The sequence below is a fragment of the Abyssisolibacter sp. ZYX002 genome, assembly GCF_056892235.1.
Genome location: NZ_JARMXH010000001.1, coordinates 223,666 through 245,493 on the forward strand (window position 1 = coordinate 223,666; position 21,828 = coordinate 245,493).

16 protein-coding genes are annotated in these 21,828 nt (G+C 29.7%); 13 read left to right on the forward strand and 3 right to left on the reverse strand.

The window, feature by feature from the left end:
- Positions 1–181: 181 nt before the first annotated feature.
- The 3 genes from P3X86_RS01020 to P3X86_RS01030 all read left to right on the forward strand — a co-directional run bounded on the left by P3X86_RS01020 (position 182) and on the right by P3X86_RS01030 (position 3,328).
- The gene (locus tag P3X86_RS01020) at positions 182–1,117 is read left to right on the forward strand and encodes a hypothetical protein (RefSeq protein ID WP_483290762.1); all 936 of its coding nucleotides are present in this window, start codon (positions 182–184) and stop codon (positions 1,115–1,117) included.
- Positions 1,118–1,504: 387 nt separating this feature from the next.
- The gene (locus P3X86_RS01025) at positions 1,505–2,449 is read left to right on the forward strand and encodes a helix-turn-helix transcriptional regulator (RefSeq protein ID WP_483290763.1); all 945 of its coding nucleotides are present in this window, start codon (positions 1,505–1,507) and stop codon (positions 2,447–2,449) included.
- 66 nt (positions 2,450–2,515) lie between these two features.
- Complete coding sequence (locus P3X86_RS01030) at positions 2,516–3,328, forward strand: GNAT family N-acetyltransferase (RefSeq protein ID WP_483290764.1); 813 nt, start codon at positions 2,516–2,518, stop codon at positions 3,326–3,328.
- A 139-nt stretch (positions 3,329–3,467) separates the two neighbouring features.
- Here the strand turns inward: P3X86_RS01030 and P3X86_RS01035 are convergent, their stop codons facing one another.
- On the reverse strand, positions 3,468–5,258 hold the full coding sequence (locus tag P3X86_RS01035) for an ABC transporter ATP-binding protein (RefSeq protein ID WP_483290765.1): 1,791 nt from the start codon (positions 5,256–5,258) through the stop codon (positions 3,468–3,470).
- 1 nt (position 5,259) lies between these two features.
- Positions 5,260–7,050 carry an ABC transporter ATP-binding protein gene (locus tag P3X86_RS01040; RefSeq protein WP_483290766.1) on the reverse strand — a complete coding sequence of 597 codons (1,791 nt, stop codon included), beginning with the start codon at positions 7,048–7,050 and terminating at the stop codon, positions 5,260–5,262.
- 397 nt (positions 7,051–7,447) lie between these two features.
- Here P3X86_RS01040 and P3X86_RS01045 point away from each other — a divergent pair, with 397 nt between their 5' ends.
- The 5 genes from P3X86_RS01045 (at position 7,448) to P3X86_RS01065 (ending at position 13,424) form a co-directional block, all read left to right on the forward strand.
- On the forward strand, positions 7,448–8,788 hold the full coding sequence (locus P3X86_RS01045; RefSeq protein WP_483290767.1) for a radical SAM protein: 1,341 nt from the start codon (positions 7,448–7,450) through the stop codon (positions 8,786–8,788).
- 34 nt (positions 8,789–8,822) lie between these two features.
- Positions 8,823–10,340 carry a B12-binding domain-containing radical SAM protein gene (locus P3X86_RS01050; RefSeq protein WP_483290768.1) on the forward strand — a complete coding sequence of 506 codons (1,518 nt, stop codon included), beginning with the start codon at positions 8,823–8,825 and terminating at the stop codon, positions 10,338–10,340.
- An 88-nt stretch (positions 10,341–10,428) separates the two neighbouring features.
- On the forward strand, positions 10,429–11,184 hold the full coding sequence (locus tag P3X86_RS01055) for an MBL fold metallo-hydrolase (RefSeq protein ID WP_483290769.1): 756 nt from the start codon (positions 10,429–10,431) through the stop codon (positions 11,182–11,184).
- Positions 11,185–11,258: 74 nt separating this feature from the next.
- Positions 11,259–11,447 (forward strand): hypothetical protein, encoded by a 189-nt coding sequence (locus P3X86_RS01060; RefSeq protein WP_483290770.1) that lies wholly within the window; start codon positions 11,259–11,261, stop codon positions 11,445–11,447.
- Positions 11,448–11,501: 54 nt separating this feature from the next.
- Positions 11,502–13,424: an alkyl/aryl-sulfatase gene (locus P3X86_RS01065; RefSeq protein WP_483290771.1), complete on the forward strand. Its 1,923-nt coding sequence runs from the start codon at positions 11,502–11,504 to the stop codon at positions 13,422–13,424.
- 138 nt (positions 13,425–13,562) lie between these two features.
- On the opposite strand, the gene P3X86_RS01070 is transcribed toward P3X86_RS01065, so the two are convergent.
- The gene (locus P3X86_RS01070; RefSeq protein WP_483290772.1) at positions 13,563–14,306 is read right to left on the reverse strand and encodes a GNAT family N-acetyltransferase; all 744 of its coding nucleotides are present in this window, start codon (positions 14,304–14,306) and stop codon (positions 13,563–13,565) included.
- Between the two features lie 272 nt (positions 14,307–14,578).
- On the opposite strand from P3X86_RS01070, the gene P3X86_RS01075 reads away from it, so the two are divergent.
- The 5 genes from P3X86_RS01075 (at position 14,579) to P3X86_RS01095 (ending at position 21,368) form a co-directional block, all read left to right on the forward strand.
- Positions 14,579–14,782, forward strand: a complete 204-nt coding sequence (locus P3X86_RS01075; protein WP_483291720.1) for a helix-turn-helix transcriptional regulator — start codon at positions 14,579–14,581, stop codon at positions 14,780–14,782.
- Position 14,783: 1 nt separating this feature from the next.
- On the forward strand, positions 14,784–15,236 hold the full coding sequence (locus tag P3X86_RS01080) for a hypothetical protein (protein WP_483290773.1): 453 nt from the start codon (positions 14,784–14,786) through the stop codon (positions 15,234–15,236).
- Positions 15,237–15,261: 25 nt separating this feature from the next.
- Entirely contained in the window at positions 15,262–16,095 is an 834-nt protein-coding gene (locus P3X86_RS01085; protein WP_483290774.1) for a MerR family transcriptional regulator, read from the forward strand.
- A 70-nt stretch (positions 16,096–16,165) separates the two neighbouring features.
- The gene (locus tag P3X86_RS01090; RefSeq protein ID WP_483290775.1) at positions 16,166–16,588 is read left to right on the forward strand and encodes a hypothetical protein; all 423 of its coding nucleotides are present in this window, start codon (positions 16,166–16,168) and stop codon (positions 16,586–16,588) included.
- Positions 16,589–17,249: 661 nt separating this feature from the next.
- Entirely contained in the window at positions 17,250–21,368 is a 4,119-nt protein-coding gene (locus P3X86_RS01095; protein ID WP_483290776.1) for a hemoblobin-interacting domain-containing protein, read from the forward strand.
- The last annotated feature ends 460 nt before the right edge of the window (positions 21,369–21,828 follow it).

Genomic DNA, 21,828 nt, shown 5'->3' on the forward strand with positions numbered 1-21,828 from the left:
AAGGAGGAAATATGTACCTTGAGTTTTTTATAATATTTTAACTACCGATAGCCTAGTAAATTTATTCCAATTGATTCATAGGAACAATTTCCTGTCGTTATTAATCTTAATAGTAAGTGATTATAATCATTATTTTTTGGCCTTGAAAATAATATTAAGATTAAAAATAAGGAGGAATTTTATGAAAAAATCTATTTTTACCTTAATGCTTATATTTACTATTGTGTTTTCAATGACACTAACAACCGCAACTAGTCCTATGTCATGTTATTCAACAGCAGTGTTAAAATCAGCACCAAATATTTATATAGTTGGACCTACGCCAGAGCCATACAAAGCTTATAGTGATTCTAATGGGACATATTATTTGAGAGTCAGAGAAAGTAAATTAATTAATGGACCAGCAGACGATGATCCTATAGTGAAGTACAAGCCATTTGGTATACTTTACAGAAGTAGTAATTTTACAGGAACTTTGGGACAAACAGTTTCAATATCACATTCGGTATCAAAAAGTGTTTCAAATACTAATTCAGTTAGTGTATCTATGGGAATAAGTAGTCCGGCAGGTTTTAGTAGCAGTGTAACAGCTCAACATTCAACAACAATAACTAATACAGTAGGGTCGTCAATTACTAAAACATACTCAAGTGGATACAGCTATGGATTTCCGTTGTCAACAGCTCCAGCTAATTGTACTAAAGCAGAAGCAGGTATAGGTTTTCAGTTTGCAACATATAGGTCTATAATAGATGTCAAGAAACAGGTTTCAATACCTAAAAAAATAAAAGTTAAATATAAAACATATATAAATGAGTGTAGTATTTGTAACGGAAATAATGGAGATGAAGGAGGACATTTACCTGGACCTGTACCTGGACATTTCCATGATGGACCAGTTGGGTGGAAACTACATCTAGAAGATGGAACAATAGAGTTTGTGGATGTATATTTAAGAGATACAATGGTAGAAATGGGAACAATAGATAGTAATATGACATATTACAAGAAGTATGTTAAGCAGTGGAAATATGAGACTGTAATTGGTCATGTTAAAATTCCTGTAGAAACACTTGTAAATATATACTATGATGCTAATGGTAATATCATCAAATAAGTTAATATAGAAAGATGAATTGTAAGGGATGTCTTATGAGACATCCCTACAGACCGTAGACAAAAGCCCAATTTCTGCGTTGTTGTTAAAATTTCCGTTGCTCACTTACCTCTAAGTAAGCTCTGCTACTCAATTTTAACACGCCTTGAAATTGAACTCTTACTAAAGTCTGCTAGATTGATGACTTTGTCATCAATCTAAGGGGATGTCTTATGAGACATCCCTATATTTTTTATATCAAAGGTTTATGTTATAATTGTATTAATATTATAAGGGTAACAAATGGATAGCAAAAATACGACAAAAAGGTCATTTATGAACCTTGTGATGTAAAGTTATTTACCGATGATGATAGTAATATAATAATAAACGAAGGATGATGAGAGCATGAAAAAGATTGAGAGACTTTCAGGTATCATCTATGCTATAAAAGAAAATAATAAAATAACAGCTACAAAGCTAGCTACAATATTTGAGGTCAGTAAGAGAACTATATACAGAGATATTGATGCTCTTTGTCAGTTAAAAGTCCCTATAATAGCCTATGAAGGACGAGAAGGGGGCTACGAGATTGATCAAAAGTTCTTTATTCCTAGCTTACATTTAAAAGAAAATGAAATACTGCACTTATTGTTTTGTTTATATGCAGGTGATGTTATAAAAGTACCAAATATGCAATCTTCATTTACATCGTTAAGCTATAAGCTTCTAAATATATTGGATGAAGATATGAAGAATAGATATAAAAAAATACTAGATAGAGTTTCTTTAAATATTAATTTAATCACTCCAGGGAGTTATTGTGATGAATTCTTTAGTAAGATGGTGAAAAGTTTTCTTGAATACAAAAATCTAGAGATAGAGTATTATACTCCACTTAAAGATGAATATACTACTAGAACGATAACACCGTATAGGTTGTCTTTTTATAATGGAGGATGGTATTTAGACAGCTATTGTAATCTTAGAAAAGAAGTCAGATGTTTTAGACTTGACAGAATTAAAAATGTTAACATAACAAATGAGAGTTACACACAAGATAAAGTCGAAGAATATTTAGAAAGTATTAAAAATAGTAAAAAAGAGTATACGGTTAAGCTGGAAATAGAAAAGAATTTTTTTGAAGTTATAAAAAACGATTACTTATTTTTTGATGCAGATATAAAGATGCTAAACAATACAGCAAAAATAACTGTTGATACAAATAATTTTAATGATTACATATTTTTAGCTATCGAAAACAGTGACAAAGTCACCATAACTGAGCCTGAGGAGTGTTTAAATAAAATAAGTAAATTGTGTAAAGATGCTATAAAAAAATATGATTTTTAATAGTGCTTTATTTATTAATATAAAAGATTTATGTAATAATCAATTACTTATAAAGGGGTGATATTTGTGATATATAAATTAGATAAGAATGATTATAGTAATCATATAAATTTGTTAGATGGGATAAAAAATTTTCCAGAGGTATATAGTGTTATAGCAGGCAATAATCCAGGAGAAATATACGTTAATAGTAAAGAGAATCCTAGGTCGGCCTTATTATGGAATCAAGGTATGCAAGGGTTTTATTTTATTGGAGATCATAAATGCAAAGTTTTTACAGATGATATAAAAGTATATATGAATCAAATTTTAATGGAATTAACTAAAAAGAACATAAACTGGTTTGAAATTTCAGGAGTAACAGATCAGTGGCATAAAGTAATAGAAGATGTATTTAAAGATAGATGTATAAAGTATGGAGTTCAGTTAGCATATTTATTTGAGAACGGCTTTAGTAATAATATGGATTGTGAAAATAGTCGTGATATAAGAAAAGTTAACGAAGACATATATGGATTAGATGTGACGAATATTGAATTCATCATAAACGAATTACAATTATTTTGGGGTAGTATAGATAACTTTTTTGAAAATAAAGGAATATGTTTTTATGCAGTAGAGGATAAGCAAATTGTAAGCATATGTTATACAGGATTTAGACACAATAGCATACATACAATAGGTATAGAGACGTTAAAAGAATATAGAAGAAAAGGATATGCTATAGCGTTAGCAAAATGTTTTATAAAGGAGTGCAATAAAAATAAATTTATACCATATTGGGATTGTAGTGAAGATAATGATGGTTCAAGAATTTTAGCTGAAAAACTGGGATTTGGGATAAGTAGTAAATATAGATGTTATTGGTTTAATTTTTAGAGTTAAAAAATATTGACGCTCCTCATCAACCAGAAACTTTCTGTAAATTTACAACTAATTTTACTTGTTTAAGACTATAATGAGAGGGGAGTTTAAATATTCCCCTCAAAGCTATTTCCATACAATTATTTACATATGATTAGCTAGTGGCTTTAGTAATTTCATAGTTTTTCGCTTGGGAATTAAACAGTTTGTAGTACAAACTGTCTTTTTTAATCATCAAATTAGAGTGAGTATCATAATCAGCTATACTTCCGTTTTGCAAAAGCAATATTCTATCACAAAAAACACTGCTAGACATACGGTGTGAAATATATATGGCAGTTTTGTTTTGAACTAAGCTATTGAAGTTTTCATATATCTCAGCTTCAGCTAAAGGGTCTAAAGCACTCGTTGGCTCATCTAGTATGATTAAAGAAGCATCTTTGTATAGTGTTCTTGCTATAGCTATTTTTTGCCTTTCTCCACCAGATAGTTCTATTCCTTTGTCTTCATATGTTTTTCCTATAATGGATTGTAAACCTAAAGGTAAATGATCAATAACATGTTGTAATCCCACTTTTTTTATTATACTTGCGACAGTACTTTGATTTTCAAGTGCATCTTGACATGTGATATTTTCGTTTATAGTGAAGGAGAATAATTTAAAATCTTGAAAAATTGCAGAGATATTATTAATATAGCTGGTGTATTCATATTCATAAATATCTTTTTCATTTATGCAGATTGTTCCAGAGGTAGGTTTGTAAAGCCTGCATAGTAGCTTAATCAATGTAGATTTGCCAGCTCCGTTTAATCCTACTATGGATATTTTTTCTCCTTTTTTAATATTAAAGCTTATATTCTTTAAAACGTAGTCGTTGCTACTAGGGTATTTAAAAGATACATTGTGAAATTCTATAGAATCTATTGATGTGAGTTTTAAAGTAGCTTTGCTACTTACACAGTCAGGTAGCTTAACAAATTCCATATATGGCTCCAAATAACCTAACATCTGGATTATAGTTGTGATGTTTTCACCAAGCTGTTTTGTTGTGTTAGAAAAATTAATTGCTGCTGATACATACATTGTAAATGAACCTATAGAAATAGGTGAGTCGAATTTACCTAATGCTCTTAAACCTACATAGCCGTATGCTAAACTTGATTGAAGATTTGTAATAATGCCATATAATCCTTCCACTTTTCCTAATTTGTTGTAATATGTAGAGAATTTATTTATTAGTTCACCGTTGTATGATTCAATTCTATTTATCAACAAAGGTTCAAAGTTAAACAACCGGATATCTTTTTGAAATTCATGTAAATAGCATATATTGATATAGTATCCGTATTTACGGTTTATTGGTATAAGAGATTGAAAAAATTCTTGTTGATATTGCATGAAGTTATAGTATATAAATAGCGATAGACATATTGTTGCTAACAAAATTATTACTAAAACAGGACTGAGCATTAATAGTATGGTTACCAAACCTAGTATGCTGACTATGTTGTTAATAATATTAGCTATACTATTTATTATAGTTTCGAGTGCATCTTGGTTGTTTATAGCGAATACTGCTCGTTCTTTTAGATCCAAGTAATAAGGATCTTCTAAATATGAGAAGTTGATATTCATTATTTTTTTTGACATAGCTAATTTCATTTGTTCGCTCATGTTGATCTTCTTGATGGATACAATCCTGTTTAAAAGATTATTACAAAAAGCAAAGAATACATTTGATAAAACTAATGCTAATCCAAAGATTAAGAGGGATTGAATTTTTTTATCACCTATGAGTTCATTTATTAAATACTTAGGGAGTATTACATTAATCATTACTCTAAAACCAGTAAATAAAGCATTAAGCAATAAAAGCAATATGTAGCTTGGAGATATTTTCCAAGATAGAGTTAAAAATGATTTGATCTTAAGGTAAGTATCCATTCTAGCTAATCTCCTTTTGATAGTATTTTCCTTGAGTTATAAACATGTTGTAGTATGACCCTTTCAGATCCATTAGTTCTTGATGAGTGCCATACTCTGCAAGCCCATCATTACTAAAAAAAGCTATCTTATCACAAAATTTGGTACTTGATAATCTATGAGATATGAAAATAGAGGTTTTATTTTCAATTAAACTATTAAATTTTTCATATATTTCAGCTTCAGCTAGAGCATCTAATGCACTTGTGGGCTCGTCCATAATAACCATATTTCCGTCTTTGTATAGTGATCGTGCTATAGCAAGTTTTTGGCTCTCTCCTCCAGATAATATTCTACCATTTGCATCTATTATTTTAAGCATCATTTGTGATAGTCCTGATGTTGATTTGTTTGCCAAATGACTCAAACCTGCTTTATGTAATACTTTTATAGCCTTTTCATTATCGACATCATTGGTACATGCAATATTTTCACCTAAAGTATAAGCCAATATATTTACATCTTGAAAGAGAACCGAAAACATAGAAAATAGCTCTTTTTTATCAAATTCATTAATAGATATATCATTGATAAGTATATCTCCATCAGTAACATTAAATAAGCCCACTAGTAATTTTATGAATGTGGATTTGCCTGAGCCATTTATTCCGACTATTCCTAACCGTTGATTTTTAGGTATGTGTAGGTTCAAATTCTTAAATACATATATATCACTTTTTGGGTATTTAAAACTTACGTTTTTAAACTTTATATCTAATGTTGAGTTTTTAATCGCTTTTTTATTACCTTTGTTTTCGACTAAATCTGAATCTAGTAGTTTAAATAAATCACTTATATAAGCGGTTTCTATGTATATGAATGAAATATCTGTAAGTAGTGTGTTTAACAAGAATGTAAGTTGTATTATAAGTGCTAGATACATTGAAAAATTAGCTATAGACATACCGCCTACGACTTTGTATATTAGTATTCCATACATTAGCATATTACTAATGAGTAACGATAATAAGCCTAAAAAACCAAGTATAAATTGTTTTTTCTGAATAAGTTTGTGCAAAGATATAAACTTCTTTAATTCATCTTTGTAATTATGTATAATTCTCTCTTTTAAACTATAAAGTCTAATATCCTTACCATATGAAAAATCATGTGTTATATCATAGTAATATCTTTTTTTACGTTCTTGATGCGAAATATCTCTTTTTAGTGAGTACTGGTAATCGTTAACTTGTTTTTGAATCCATAGGTTTACTAATAAATTGAGTATTAGCCCTAGAAAAATTAATATGTTTACATAACTTAACCATATTGATAAAGCTATACAAGATAATAAGACTGAAGGAGATTTGAATAATCTATGGTATACACCTTCTACACCATTTTCAGTGGTACTAGTTGCGCTAAATGCTCGTCCATTTTCTTCATAAAACATCGCACTTTCCACATATTTATAATCCATTCGCAGTAGCTTTTGAGTTTGTTTTTTTAAGTAAGTTAATCTCAATAATGAAATTTTAGTATGACAATTTTCTTTGATATATGTTTTGGTAAAACCTACAATACTTGTGGAAACAAAATATAAAATAACTATGTATATGATTGAATTTATATGAGGATTTAGTATATTGTCTATTAGCATCTTTGGCAGTAATATGGAGAAGAATGGAAAAACAAGCTCTAATATTGTAAAAATAAAGAAAAATATATAAAGTTTTGGATTTTGTTTATTGACATTTTTTATTAAATGACTAATTGTATCAAAAAAAATATATTTTTTTTGTGTTTTGTTCATAAAATTAGGCTCCTTTTCAAAAAAATTGAAATAATTTTAGTGCGTTAAAACGTAGCTATATCCTTATTTTATATTATTATATAATATTTAACAAATAAAATCAATATTTACAAAATTGTAACATATGTTATAATGTAAATAGAATCAGGAAATATTCGATGACAAATTTACTTTTGTTGTTGAGTAGTTATAAAAAATTAAAGGAGGGAATATTTATGAAAAAAATGAGTAATGCTTCATGGTTACAAGCTAGCGAAGGTTCATCAGGTTCTTGTTGCCTAAAGAAAGTTACTAAAGAAAAAGTAACAATTCACTAAGAAATGTGATAACATAGGGGTTTCTCAAAGTTTTTGAGATGCCCCTATACACAATATCTATACGAAGACTGGAGGTTAATATGATGAAACTATGTCAAAGGATATATGTTCATTCAGTTGATTTTGAGGATAATTTTATTTTTAATGGGTTAACAGGGTCAATTGATTTGGCTAATAGTAAGATAGCTAAGTTTTTAAAAAGTAAAGATATGAGTATGATAGACAACCTTGAAAAAGAAGAAATAGATGAGTTAATAAAATCAGGTTATTTAATTGAAGAAAGTAGCAATATAAGCGAAAAGTTTGTGTATGATACATATATCAAATCGTTAGGAGATAGATATGAAAATAACTATTTTGTTATCTGTCCAACTCTTGATTGTAATCTATGCTGTCCGTACTGTTTTGAGCATAGCTTTGCAGATAAGAAGGCTATATTAGATGATGACAAATTAGATAGATTATTTAATTTTATACTTGAGAGGATAAAAGAAAATCCTAAACAATCAACTATAGAGCTTTTTGGAGGAGAACCATTACTTAAGGAAAACTATGATATTGTACAAAAAATATTTGAGTTCGCTAACATTAATCATATAGACGTGATCATAACTACTAACGGAACACAGCTAACAGAATTTTTGGATTTATTTGATGAATACAAAGATATATTAAAGAAGATTCAGGTAACATTAGACGGGGATAAATCAACTCATGACAAAAGACGTATATTTAAAGATGGTTCAGGATCGTTTGATATTATATTAGAGAATGCAGAAAAAATATTAGATATGGGAATTGATACAGATATGAGAGTTAATATAGATAAATCTAATATAGGGAATATAGAAGAGATGGTTAATGATGTTATTGATGATAGCGATCTACTTATGTACGATAACTTCTCATATTATTTTAGTACAGTAACAGATCATCATAATCTAGATAATGAAAACATGGTAGATGAAGCTGACTTAGCAATAGCTCTTGATAAGCTCAATTTGGTCGAAAAGGGGTCTTTTCCATTGCTAGGGTATCTAGTAGATTCGATTACTAAAGTGAATGGTAGTAGACTTCCAAGTTTCTCTAACTGTGAGGCAAACTCTATATATAACTATATAATTACGCCAGATGGAAATGTATTTAACTGCCCAGAGGCAATTCAAAATGATAACTATAAAACGTGGAGTTTTTATCCTGAAACAAGAAAATATAGCTTTGAGAACAAAGGTTTTTATCAAAACATACTGACTGATGAGAGTAGAAAAGATTGTAACAAATGTAATATTGCTTTACTTTGCGGAGGAGGATGTGTGTTAGTTAAAAACAATAAAGCTCAGAGTGGCCACTTCTGTAAGATGCAGAAAAAAGCAGTTGATAAATACTTAAATTACTTAAGAGGAAAACTAGCGCTTTGCTAATATTTATAAATTACTATGAAAGTAGGTGACAAATATGAAATGTGATTATGTTTTAGTAAATCCTCCCAAGTTAGAAAATCATAAAAAGGCAATAGATGATGTTTGCCTAGGGATAGGATATATAAATGCGGTTGCTTCACAAACACATAAAGGAATGATATTGAATGCTTATTTGAATGATTGGAGTGTAGATGATACTGTAGATAAAATACTAGAGCTTGATCCAGAAGTAATAGGTCTATCTTGCAATTTCTATACCTCATTACCTCCAACAGTTAAAATAGTAAATAAGCTTAGAGAAAGAAACTACAAAGGGCATATAAGTATAGGAGGACATGGAGCAGTATCCTGTAAAGATAAAATGCTAGAGTTTTTGGATATAGATTCTTTAGCTTTAGGAGATGGGGAGATATCATTTTCTCAATTAGTTACTCAAATCGTAAATAAAACATTCAAACAGGATATTGATGGCTTCTATTATAAAAGTGGTGATGAAATAATAAGTGACTATGCAAAGGTTAGTTTGGTAGATATAGAAAATCTACCATATCCTACACGAGTGAATGAAGAGACATATCCTTTAGAAGTTGGAAAGGATGTTGATGATAAAACACACTTGATTTCTACGTCTAGAGGTTGTACATATAGGTGTGTTTATTGTGACGTTGCAGCTTTTTATAACAAGACGAGAAGAATTAGAAGTGTAGAAAGTGTTGTTGCTGAGATAAAGCATTTAGTGGAGACTACAGGTGTAAATCAATTTGCATTTAGTGATGATAATTTTATAGGTGGAACTCGAGAGGGAAGAAAGAGAGCTTTGGAGTTTTGTGGTGCTATAAAGAGAGAAAAGCTAGACATAGAATTTGCTATGGAGGCACGAGTAACAGATATGATCAATGAGGTATTGTTGCCACTTAGAGATGCGGGTTTAAAGCATGTAAATATAGGAGTAGAATCCGCTAGTCAAAGAATGCTAAACACATGGAAGAAAGGGATAAAAGTAGAGCAAAGTGAGCAGGCTATAAAAAAAATACAGACTTTAGGATTATCATATAATATCAACTTCATACTATACGATATGTATACGACAATTGATGAGCTATGGGAGATATATAGATTTTTTGTTAAAACTAAAATAGTAGAGTATTCTGAGGAATTTATATCTATATTTAGTAATGCATTAGGTGTCCTAGCAGGTACACCTATAGCTAATGAGTTAAAAGAAAGTGATATTATTGATGATTTTGTACTTGAATACACAACAAATGAAGAACAAGAGATATTAGATAAATATAAACCTATATATGGGTACAAAATTATAGACAAAAATATGGCATGTTTTAAAGAAAACCATGATTATTGGATAGAGCAGATATCTCAAATGATAATAGATAATAATTTAGACTTTTTTAGCTATAGCACAAAATCAATGAGGATATTGTGCCTAAAACTATTTAAGAAGTCAATAGAAAATGGTGAAAAAGGTATAGTAGATAAAGAATCTTTAGATAAACTTATTAATAAAGTAAGAAAAATAAAAAGTTACGCTTAAATACAAATTTTATTTATAAACACTGACACATTGTTGACAGTGTTTTTTTATTATAATTTAATAAAATAATATAAATGAGGTGGAGTATATGAAGATAATAAATGTAAATGATAAGATAATTCAATATGTTTTTAATCCAGATGGAAATGAAAATCTGGATTGTAGGATTACAGTATTGAGAGATAATGATAGAGCATTATTGATTGATACGGCTTACGAGGAACAATCTATAAAAGTGTTAGAGGATTTGAATTCTAAGGGAATAGAAGTGAATGAGATAATATTATCACACTGTCATCCAGATCATGCTAATGGTACAGGAGTATTTGAAGGTGCCATAGTAACATGTAGTGACGAATATAAAAATAATTATACAATGAGCTGTAGTGGGACTAAGTACAAATATAAAGAGCCAGATGTTTTGGTATCTAGTAGCATAACAAAAGAGTTTGGAGATTATAATATAAAGTTGATTAAATCTAAAGGGCATAGCAAATGTGGTTTAATTATAATAGTGGATAATGATGTTGCATGTCCGGGGGATTTAGTTATGGCTAGTAGACAAGATAAAACTGTAACTCCATATATATGTTCAGATGGTACAATTACAGAGCATGTAGAAAGCCTAAAACGTTTGAAATTATTAAAACTTAATATGTTAATACTAGCACATGGTAATAAGATAGAAGGTAAAGAAAATATTAAAGTAGAAATAACAAAGAGAATAAAGTATTTAGAGAGAATTTTAGATAATAACGGAAATGTAAAGTTTGAAGAATGTGTTGAAAGCCCAAATGAGTGGGCGTTTTCTAGATGGCATGAAAACAATACTACAATGGTATAAATTAAAGAGGTGGTAACACTTGAAGAAAATAATAAATAAGTATAAACATTTTAACATATACCAAATAAGTGACGATGAAGAATCTATTAGAAAGTGATATAGAGTATTTTATACCGGAACATGGACCTGTATGTTCAAAGGACAAAGTAAGAGATATGATTGAGTATATATTGACTAGTCTAGTTAAGAAGAGTTTTGAAATACATAAAATAATCATTGATTTTTATATTGATGATTATTTCTTATATCTTAGAATAGTTTAAAAATTATCATAGTAGGATGGTTTGGTTCATAAGTTTAATAACGGAGGTGATTTTTTGATTTTTAATAAACTTAGAAAACCAGCTACTGGAAAAACTAAGCTAATGAATGAGAAAGCGTACAAGGAAATGAACTGGGAAAAGTTAAAGGAAGAAGAAAAGCTAGCTAATATGAACCAAATAGTAGATGGTAAACTACCAGTGGTTGGTAAAGAACATTCTTTTATACCTGTGTGGAATTTAAAACGATACAAGTTTTTACTAGAAGATGATATGCCTGATACAGTGCACCCAAAACTATGGGAGCAAGGAAAAATGAATATCAAGACAGGTTTATTCAAGATTACAGAAAATATATTCCAAATTAGGGGTTATGACCTTGCTAATATGGAATTAATAAGGGGAAAAACAGGATGGATAGTAGTAGGTTGCTTGACATCTGAAGAAACTGCTACAGCAGCACTTGATTTTGTCGCTAAAAATTTTGAAGATAGACCAGTAAGTGCTATTATAATTTCACATTCTCATGTTGATCACTATGGTGGAGTGCTAGGAGTGCTTAACTATAATTCAATAGGAGATGTTAAGGTGTATGTACCTAAAGGCTTTAGTACAGCAGTTATTGAGGAAAATGTCAATGCTGGTGTAGCTATGACTAGAAGAAGTGAATACATGTATGGAGAGATTTTACTTCGTGACGAAAAAGGGCAGATTGACTGTGGTATAGGTAAATATGCTTCAATTGGTACGGTAACTCTAACAGATAAGATAGTTGAAATAACAAAAGGTAGTGATGATAAATATTGTGAAAAGATTATAGATGGCGTTAGAGTGCAATTCCATCTATCTCCTGATTCAGAGGCTCCAGCAGAAATGAGTTTTTATTTTCCAGAAGAAAAATCCTTATGTATTGCTGAGATGTGTACTGCTACTCTTCATAACATTTATACACTTAGAGGTGCTCAGGTAAGAGATCCTGTAGCTTGGGCAGACCATATTCAGGAGGCAATAGATTTATTTGGAGCTGACCTAACATCAGTATTTTGTGTTCATACTTGGTCTAGATATGGAAATGAATATTGCTTAGATTATCTATCAAAGCAGAGAGATTTATATCAATATATGAATGATCAGACACTTAGATTAATAAATAAAGGATATACAATTGATGAAGTTGGTAGAATGATAGAGTTTCCTAAGTCTCTCAATGATGAATGGTATAATAGCCCATTTTACGGGACTATTAATCACAATGTAAAGGCGATATATCAGAAATATATGGGATGGTTTAATGGTAATCCAGTAGATCTCAATTTATTATTACCACAGGATTCTGCAAAAAAATACGTAGAATACATGGGAGGAGAAGAAGAAGTTATTAAAAAAGCAGCTAAGTCATATGAATTGGGTGAATATCAATGGGTTGCAGAGGTTACTAAGCAAGTTATATTTGCTAATCCGAGTAATAAAAAAGCAAAGATGTTATGTGCAGATGCACTTGAACAATTAGGATATATAGCAGAGTCAGGACCGTGGAGAAATATATACCTAATGGGATCATTTGAACTTAGATATGGAAAACTTCCATTGATTGATACAACGATAACTAGTCAAACTCTTGATAATATACCTCTTGAAAAAGTATTATATCTACTTAGTATTAGAATAGAAGGTATAAAAGCTGGAGATATGGATTATAAAATTAACTTCATAATCCCAGATAGAAACGAGAAAGCATGTACAGAGGTTAAGCGAGGCATATTTAGATATTTGAGCGACGAGATATGTGAAGATGCAGATGTAACAGTAACAATGGCTAAAAGCATATTGTATGAGCTAGCAACCACTAACAATAAACCTAAATTCTCCGAAATAAATGTAGAAGGTGATAGGAAGAAATGGTTACTATTCCTATACACACATGATACAATTGATCCAGTATTTAATATCATGACTCCTTTGCCTAAAGAAGAACAATAATAAAATAAAAAGAACTGCTTAATTTTTTAAGCGGTTCTTTTTTTAAAATATACTATTGACAAAAGATACGAAGTAAGAATATAAATGGTGATATGAAACTTATACTAAATAAAATAAAAAAAAACAAATTTTTAAAAACTAATCTTGTAATATTCTTATCGAAGACACAGGTACTATTTCTTTAAAACCAAGTGCAATAGGTATTTTTATTGAGGTAGTGTGATAACTAAACACTCTATACATAGGAACTATTTTATGCTTAATATTCCACTCGCATAATCGTGAAATCACTGATTTTCCTAATCCTTGACCTCTATATTTAGGGTGTATCAGGACACCCATATCTGCTATAATATCATCCCAGTATCTATGACTTGCATATGCAATCATTTTGTCATTATCAAAGTATCCAAATATTATAGGATCTGGCTTGTCTATGTATATATCAGCTTCGTCTAAATCTTCATCACTGCAACATGCGTATAATTCTTGTAAATATTTATCATCTGCAATTGGGTCTAATTGACGTAAAGTATAATTGTTTTCAGCTTTAAATGGTTTAAAATTTTTTGCATCAAGAAAGTGGTCTAATAGTGTATTTTGGCTTGTAATTTTAAGTTTCTGTTCTTTTAATATCTCAAATATATCTTCTATATAAGTAGAATTATATCCAATTGGTAAGTTTAATTTATTTGCCAGTTTAGGGGACACTCTTATTAATTTCATTTTATCTATATTATATTGAATAATTAAATTTTCTGAAAGGTTATTTTCTCTAATAACAAATATGCCTTCTTTTTTAAAATTCTCTATATTGCAGTTATAAAGCTTTGACCAATAACCATAAACAGTATTTTTAAATTCTATGCCTGTTTTTTTCATTTAATATCATCTCCTTGCAATGATTTATATAGTGTTATTTGGATTATAACATAATTAAGCACAATAGTAAAAAAATAAAATTGTAGTTAAATTAAAGCAAGGAGAGTATATAATAAAATGAATTTTTAATATTGATATATTATGTTCATGTAATTCCAGTGTTTTTAAGAATAATACTATTGACAAAAGATGCAAAGTAAACTATACTAAAAATGCAAAGTGGGCTATACAAATATATTTATTAAAAAAACGTAATATTGGAGGTGGGATGCCTGAAAAGTAAAATTAAAATACTTAGAAAAGAAAGGAAAATATCTCAAGAGGAGTTAGCTAATGCTGTGGGTGTTACCAGACAAACAATCACTAGTATTGAATGTGAAAAATATACTGCATCACTTGTGCTAGCTTATAAAATAGCTAAATATTTTGGAATGACGATTGAAGAAGTTTTTGATTTAGATAATGAGGAGGTGTAGTATGAAAGATTTTAGGGATGTATTAAAAAAGAGAATAAACCTATATATAATATTGATATTGTTTTCTTGTGTCGCTGTAATGTTTTCAAATAGATTTGGAAGCATATACTTTGCTGATGACGATTTTTTAGGTGGTTTTATTATAGGCTTCCAAATGGGTATATTTTTATGCGTAGTGGGATTTGCATTTAAGGATATATATACATTTACAAAGGCTCTAAAAAATGAAAGTAAATTAAAAGAACTTTACACTAAAGAAAAGGACGAGAGAAATCAATATATCAAAGATAAAATAGGTCTTTCAGGGTTTAATATAACATTAGTAGCAGTAGCGCTAGCAACAATTATATCTGGATTTTTTGATAAAAAGGTGTTTTTTATACTATTATCAGTACTTTCTTTTATTACTCTTGTAAAATGTGTACTTAAGATATACTACAACAAGGTATATTAAATAGCTAGGGAGGAGTATAAATACTTTGGACAATAGTAAAGAAAAGTATTATTTAATCGGAGAGGTATCAAAGATATGCAATATTCCTATTAGGACATTACATTATTATGATAATATAAACTTACTACAACCGAAAAAAGTAGATAACCAAAGCAACTATAGATATTATTCGCATGAACAATTATTGGCAATCAACACTATAAAACATTTCAAGAAAGCTGGTTTTTCTCTCAAAGAAATTAAGCTACTTTTAAAAAGAGATGATTTAGAGTATAATTCTAAAATGTTAGAGCAAAAGTGTAAAGAAATAGAAAAGAATATAGCAGAGCAAACTATCTTAAAGAATAGATTGAAATTATACATCAACCAAGATGAAAAAAAACATTCAAGTACAGTAGATATAAAGCTTAAACAAATACCTGCTTGTTATGTCGCTTATTCAAGATATATAGGAAAGTGCAGTGATGATGAATTTTATCTGAGGTTTACTAAATTAAACAACCTGGTAGAAAAAAATAATCTCCATATGTCCGGTACAATGATGGCTATATATTATGATGATCATAAAAACTTTGACTATAGTAGTGCAGATATTGAAGTTTTAGTTAAAGTGTCAGTAGGCAAAGAAATTAAAGGTGTTGTTAGAAAATATGGAGATTTTTTAGCAGTAGTTGCATATCATTACGGAAGTTATAAAACAATGAGTGAGACTTATCAGAAAATGCTTGAATGGATTGAAAGCAATAATTATATATATACAGGAAGAGCTACAGAAAATTATATAATCGATGTCATTTCAACTGTCAGTGAACATGAGTATATTACAGAGCTTATATTGCCTGTCAAAAAAAGAAGTTAACCATAACTTGACTTTACACTAACTGTAACCTTTATAATTATCTTAAATTCTTTGATTAGGAGGAAGATAGATGGAGCATTTAGTGTATACAGATAGAAGGGCAAAAGAGCTATCAAAAATTTTAGAAGGAAGCAAATCAATGATAATAAGAGGTGCGGCAGGGAGAAAAGTACCTTATGGTAGAGTATCTGTCGGAGAAAAACTGTTTTTTATAGAAAATAACGGAGATGGTATTATTAGAGCTAGTGCAACAGTTTGCTGTGTATTTAACTCTGAAAAGATGACTGAAGAAGAATCAAAGACATTAGTGAGTGAAAATCTAAACAAGCTTATACTTAGCGATGCTCAGATAAAAAGATGGGCAGGAAAGAAATATCTCTGCTTAATAGAGATAGAAAATGTTAAAGAAATAGAGCCCTTAAAGCTTAATAAACAGAAAAACATGGATGATTGGATAATAGTTGAAGATATAAATACGATAGCTAAATATTAGGGGAAAAAGGATGTCTTTTGAGGCCTCCTTATTTTTTTACCAATTTAAGAGAAATACTACAAAATTAATACAAACATGTGTCATTATACTAAAGCATAAGGGGATAAGAAATAGATGATGTTTTTGGAGATATTAGGTATGATGAATTTTGGAGAAGAGATTATGAACTAACTATTATTTACAAAGGCGAAAATATATGCTACAATTGATAATGATAATCAATATATATAAAAAATAAGAATAGGAGGGTATGGATTGAGTAATGGATTAGATTACTTATATATGAGGTATTTGGAATGATAGTAGTTAAAGAACAAAATTTTCATACAAAATTCGTAAAGTAGCAAGCGAGATATTGTGATTTAAAACAGTAGAGGTAATTTAAAACTATTTTAGCAAGTAGGAGAACATGAGGTTTTCTCAGGGACACTTAAGGAATCTTTTATGGATTCTTCGACATTCATAGTAAAAGTATCAAAGGAAATAAAAAGCAAGTGGATAGAGACTATATGTAGATGACAACTTAGTATCATTGGATGCAAAGCTAGTAGCATTATAACTATAAAGACTTATTTAAAGATGATGAAATTTAAAATATCTATAAGTGACGACAGTGATAATATTACTGTTGCTAAAAAGTAGTTTTAGGAGGAATAGGAATATGAAGAAAAAAATGATTAGTATTTTCTTGGGGTTATTACTGGTTAATTTTACAATAGCTTTTGCTATTACAGAACAGGAGAATTTGCAAATAGATGGAAACGCTTTACTCATAGGAGAACATCTTTTTGAACTTGGTGAAAATGCAGAAATCCTCACCCTTGAGAAATTTATTGATGCTGCAAGAAGTATAATCAAAGAAAAATCTAATAAAATTTACTATAAAGATAAGTTAGGTAATTGGTATGAATTATTAGCCGATGAAAATATGAATACTAAAATTACAATCTCTGAAATAGAAAATAAAATCAAGAAGAAAAATGGTAAGTCTATAAGTGGTGACCCAAATAGACTAACTGCAAAGGATTTAATAATCTCCCCTACGGAGATTGTTGAAAATCAATCTAAACAAGGAACTTTTGATACAATTGTTAAGGTTTCAATTAAGAGAAATAGTAATGCTAAATTTGCAAGTTTTAACGGTGGGCCTGTTGATACAATAACTGGTGCAAGCTTAGTTGGCTCTCAACCAACGGGTACAAATGTTAATGTAGAAAGAATTGATGACAAAAATATTCAGTTTAAAATTACAGGGACAGCTACAAGCCATGATTCTAGTATTAACACTACATCTAATAGAACTGAAAAGAATAGGCAGGATTATAACAATAATGGATTATATGGGGACATAAAGTTTCTAATGTTAGAGAACCTTTTTACGGGAGTATCTGTCGTAGAAAATGGAGGGCAGTATGCTGTTGTAGATGTGAAATATAACGATGTACAAAGCAGTGGAAAGATAATAGATGAGGTGAAAAGTCGTATAACTAATATAGAGCAGGTTCATTATGGGGTACTTGCCATTACTACAGGTTCTATTTATGATTACGATTTTACATTGAATGACGTAGCTCTCAATCCGACTAAAGTTAACGATCAAGGTACAATTGTGAAGTTTGAGATAAATCCTAATGAAGTAGCTAGTGTAAAGGTTACAAATAAAACGGATAACAATCTATCTGACACAATTAAGCTAGGCTCAGGAGAAAAAGATTTTACAGGAGTTATAGAAAATGAAGATCCTGATAGGATACTTGTTTCTGGTCCCGTTAGTTACTTTGACTACTACTTGGTTGACTATGATGAAAATGGAAAAGTTAGAAGTGAGTTAGAGAAGACAACGTTTAATACAGAAAACGAGGGTTCAAAGCCAGTGGATACCAGTGTACCAGCTTTGACATTAGAGAAAGAAAGAACGCTTTTAGGTAATGACATTGTTATCAAATTTGATAACACATCAATAAATGCTAAGAAATGGCAAGCTAATATATACGAAGTATTAAAAGATTATGGTAAGAGTGAGACTACAAGAGTACCTGTTGAGTTTAGGGTAGAAGACGGTAAGATAATTATATTGGCAAAATCTACTGCAATTGATGATAGGAATGGTATGCATACAGTTGTTATTAAATCTAATGGTTTTAACGACGTAAAAGTGACCTTTGAACTTATTGAACGTGCAGGGGAATTATTACTTAATAGTAATTTCAACTGGTGGGCACATAATGATCTTTTATTTGAATTAACTGACTTTAATTATGCTATTATCAATCCAGTTCACACTGTTTTATTAGATGATCAAAAATTAGAAGGGGATTGTAAAGAATGGCATGTAGTATCTAATCTGATTAGACTTGAAAATGATGCATTAAGTAAGCTTACAGTAGGGAAACATACTATAGTTGTTAAGGCTACAGGATTTGAAGATTATAAGAAAACATTCGAGTTGGTCAAAGCACCAGCAGGATCAGAGAATCCAAAATATGATGGAAAAGCATTGAAAAGTAACCAGTTCCATGGAAAAGTAGATGCTGTAACATCCGCAAGTATTAATGGTTCTAGTGGAACAGGAGGAGGTTCTATAAGGGCAAATGTTATCTATGATTTTGACCATCTTGCAAATGCAAAAATCTTAACAGAGTTGGATATGGCGACGCCTTATGTTAAGGCAACTTTAAACTGGTGGGGATTATTTAAGAAAGATGCTATTTTAACAAATGAGAGTGATAAGGTTGTAGATTATATTTACTATAAGAATAAGGTTGGATATGAAGATAATGGAAACTATGTAACCTTTAAAGATTACTTTGATAGTCTACCGGGAATGCCTACTCTATCACAGATAGTAGACATTAACTATGATGTACCAAAAGGTTTATATGTTAATAAGCCATACTATGTTAAAAATATGCTTCATGATGGTGTATTAGGTGATATGTATCAATATAGCCAAGCTACAGCAAAAGAAACACCTACGCTATCATCAAAGAAAGTGATGTATGGCAATGATATTGTTATTACGTATGGAGAAAACAATGGAGCAGATGATTGGGCTGATAAGATTATCAATATAAAGATAAATTCCAATTATCTAAGATACAGTATAGATAAAAATAAGAATACTATTACCTTTAAAGCTAGTGATAATAGCTTTGTAACAGGAAAAAATATATTTGTATTTACTTCAGAAGGTTACAAGACGACAAGTATTAGTATTAATATGTCTAAAGAGACACCTAAGAATATAAAAGCTAAACAAGATGATGCAAATAATATTATTGTAAAAGGATTTACATCGGATTATATAGCTTCCTTAACAAGTGTTTATCTTGATGCTAAAGGACTATTTAATGATAGCCAGGTAGGAGGGAACAGTGGTGCATATGAGGTCGTAGGTGATACAATTGTTCTAAGATCTAAACTATTCGGCTCTGATTCAGGACAATATGCTAACGATAAACAACATGTACTTAAGATAAAGGCCAATGGTTATAATGACTATACTTTTAGTTTTACACCAAATAATTTAAAAGGCAACTTAAAGAAGGTTCCAAACTATGTTGAACTTGACGATGAGAAAAACACCTATAAAACGGGTTCGGATGTGGAAATCACCATTTCTGAAACTATGGATAAAAACTACAGTGATGCTATAACAGAGGTTATGGTAAATGAGCAAAAAGTAGAATATAGCAAGTCATTTAACAACATAGTTCTCAAGGGTAACCTATTTACAAAGGAAAGAAGCTATAAGATTGTCATTAAGGCTACTAATTACAAGAATAAAAAGTTTAATGTAAAAATAAGTAATGATGCTTTAAAAGTACCGAGTTACGTGACATTTGCACAGGATGGTAAAAAAGTGCCGATGGGTACAGAGTTAAAGGTGCTAATAAATGATGGTATATTCAATTCCGTTTATGGTAATGCCATTACAAAGGTTACTATTGGTAATATAGATTATAAACCAATCGATGTTGGAATTAATAGTAACTCAAATAAATTCTTTATTACCGATAAAGTATCTTTAGGATCTAACCATATAACAATAAAATCAACTGGTTACAAGGATAAAACTTTTAGTATAACTATTACGGAAGAAGAAAACCCAGCAAAGCTTGTAAAAGGAGATAAGTTGATTGATGAAAAGATGTTAAATCTTTTAGGAGCTAATGATGTAAAAATTACTCTAGGAGGTTATACGTCACAAACATATATGAATTCTATTACAGCTGTGAAGTTAGATGATATAGAGCTTGTTAAAGATAGCGATTATAAATTTAGTAAAGAAGGCTATGGTTTTTATTCTTACAATGTATTAACCGTGGATAAAAGCAAATTTACTAATAACAAAAGTTATACTCTAAAAATAGAGTCAAACGGGTACCTTACTGCAAACTTTGAGATAAATGTAAAAAATGTGGATGAATCGAATAAAAAGAATTCTGTACCTAAAAGTGTAGGTATTGGTAATGAAAACCTATATGATATTCTTAAAGAAAACTCTGTGACTTTGAAGTCCAGTAAGGATGTTATAATAGTACTTGGTGGCACTAGTGATAAACTAGAAAATAACTATATTAATGCCATAACAAATGTAACAATAGGTGGGAAAGACTATAGCTACAGTATTGATAACAAGGGTATAGGATGGCTTATGAAAAAAGTAATAGCAGTACCGGCTAGCTATTTTCCATTAGGTGAGACCAAAAAGGTTATTATTAGAGCTACTGATTATGAGGATAAAGTATTTGAAATAACAAAAGAGCAAAATAACTGATTTATCTATAGTGACTCAGTTTATAGATGGTAATTAAATTCCTGTTTTAAGTAGGCAGGCAAAATAATAGAAATTATTTTTATCTCCAATCATATATACGTGGTTGGAGATGTTTTTATGCTGTTTTATATTAAGGTAATTTTTAAATTCTACTAAAGCTACCAACTAATGAAGAGTTTGATATATAAGCCAGTTTAATTTTTACATGAAAACAATTTCATAAAATTCCTATAAACTATTATAACAAATATTGAATCTGCAGATTTACCATTTGCTTATTTTCCATGCCTCAAAATAAAGAAAGCAAACGAAAAGGTTATCTTCCTCAGATGATTTTTTTAATGCACTATTTTAAGTCATGATATTAATTTAATTATATAGCATTTTTTTTACCAATATAAGTGAAATACTACAAAATGTATTGTATAATATAAACATGTGTCATTATACCAAAGCATAA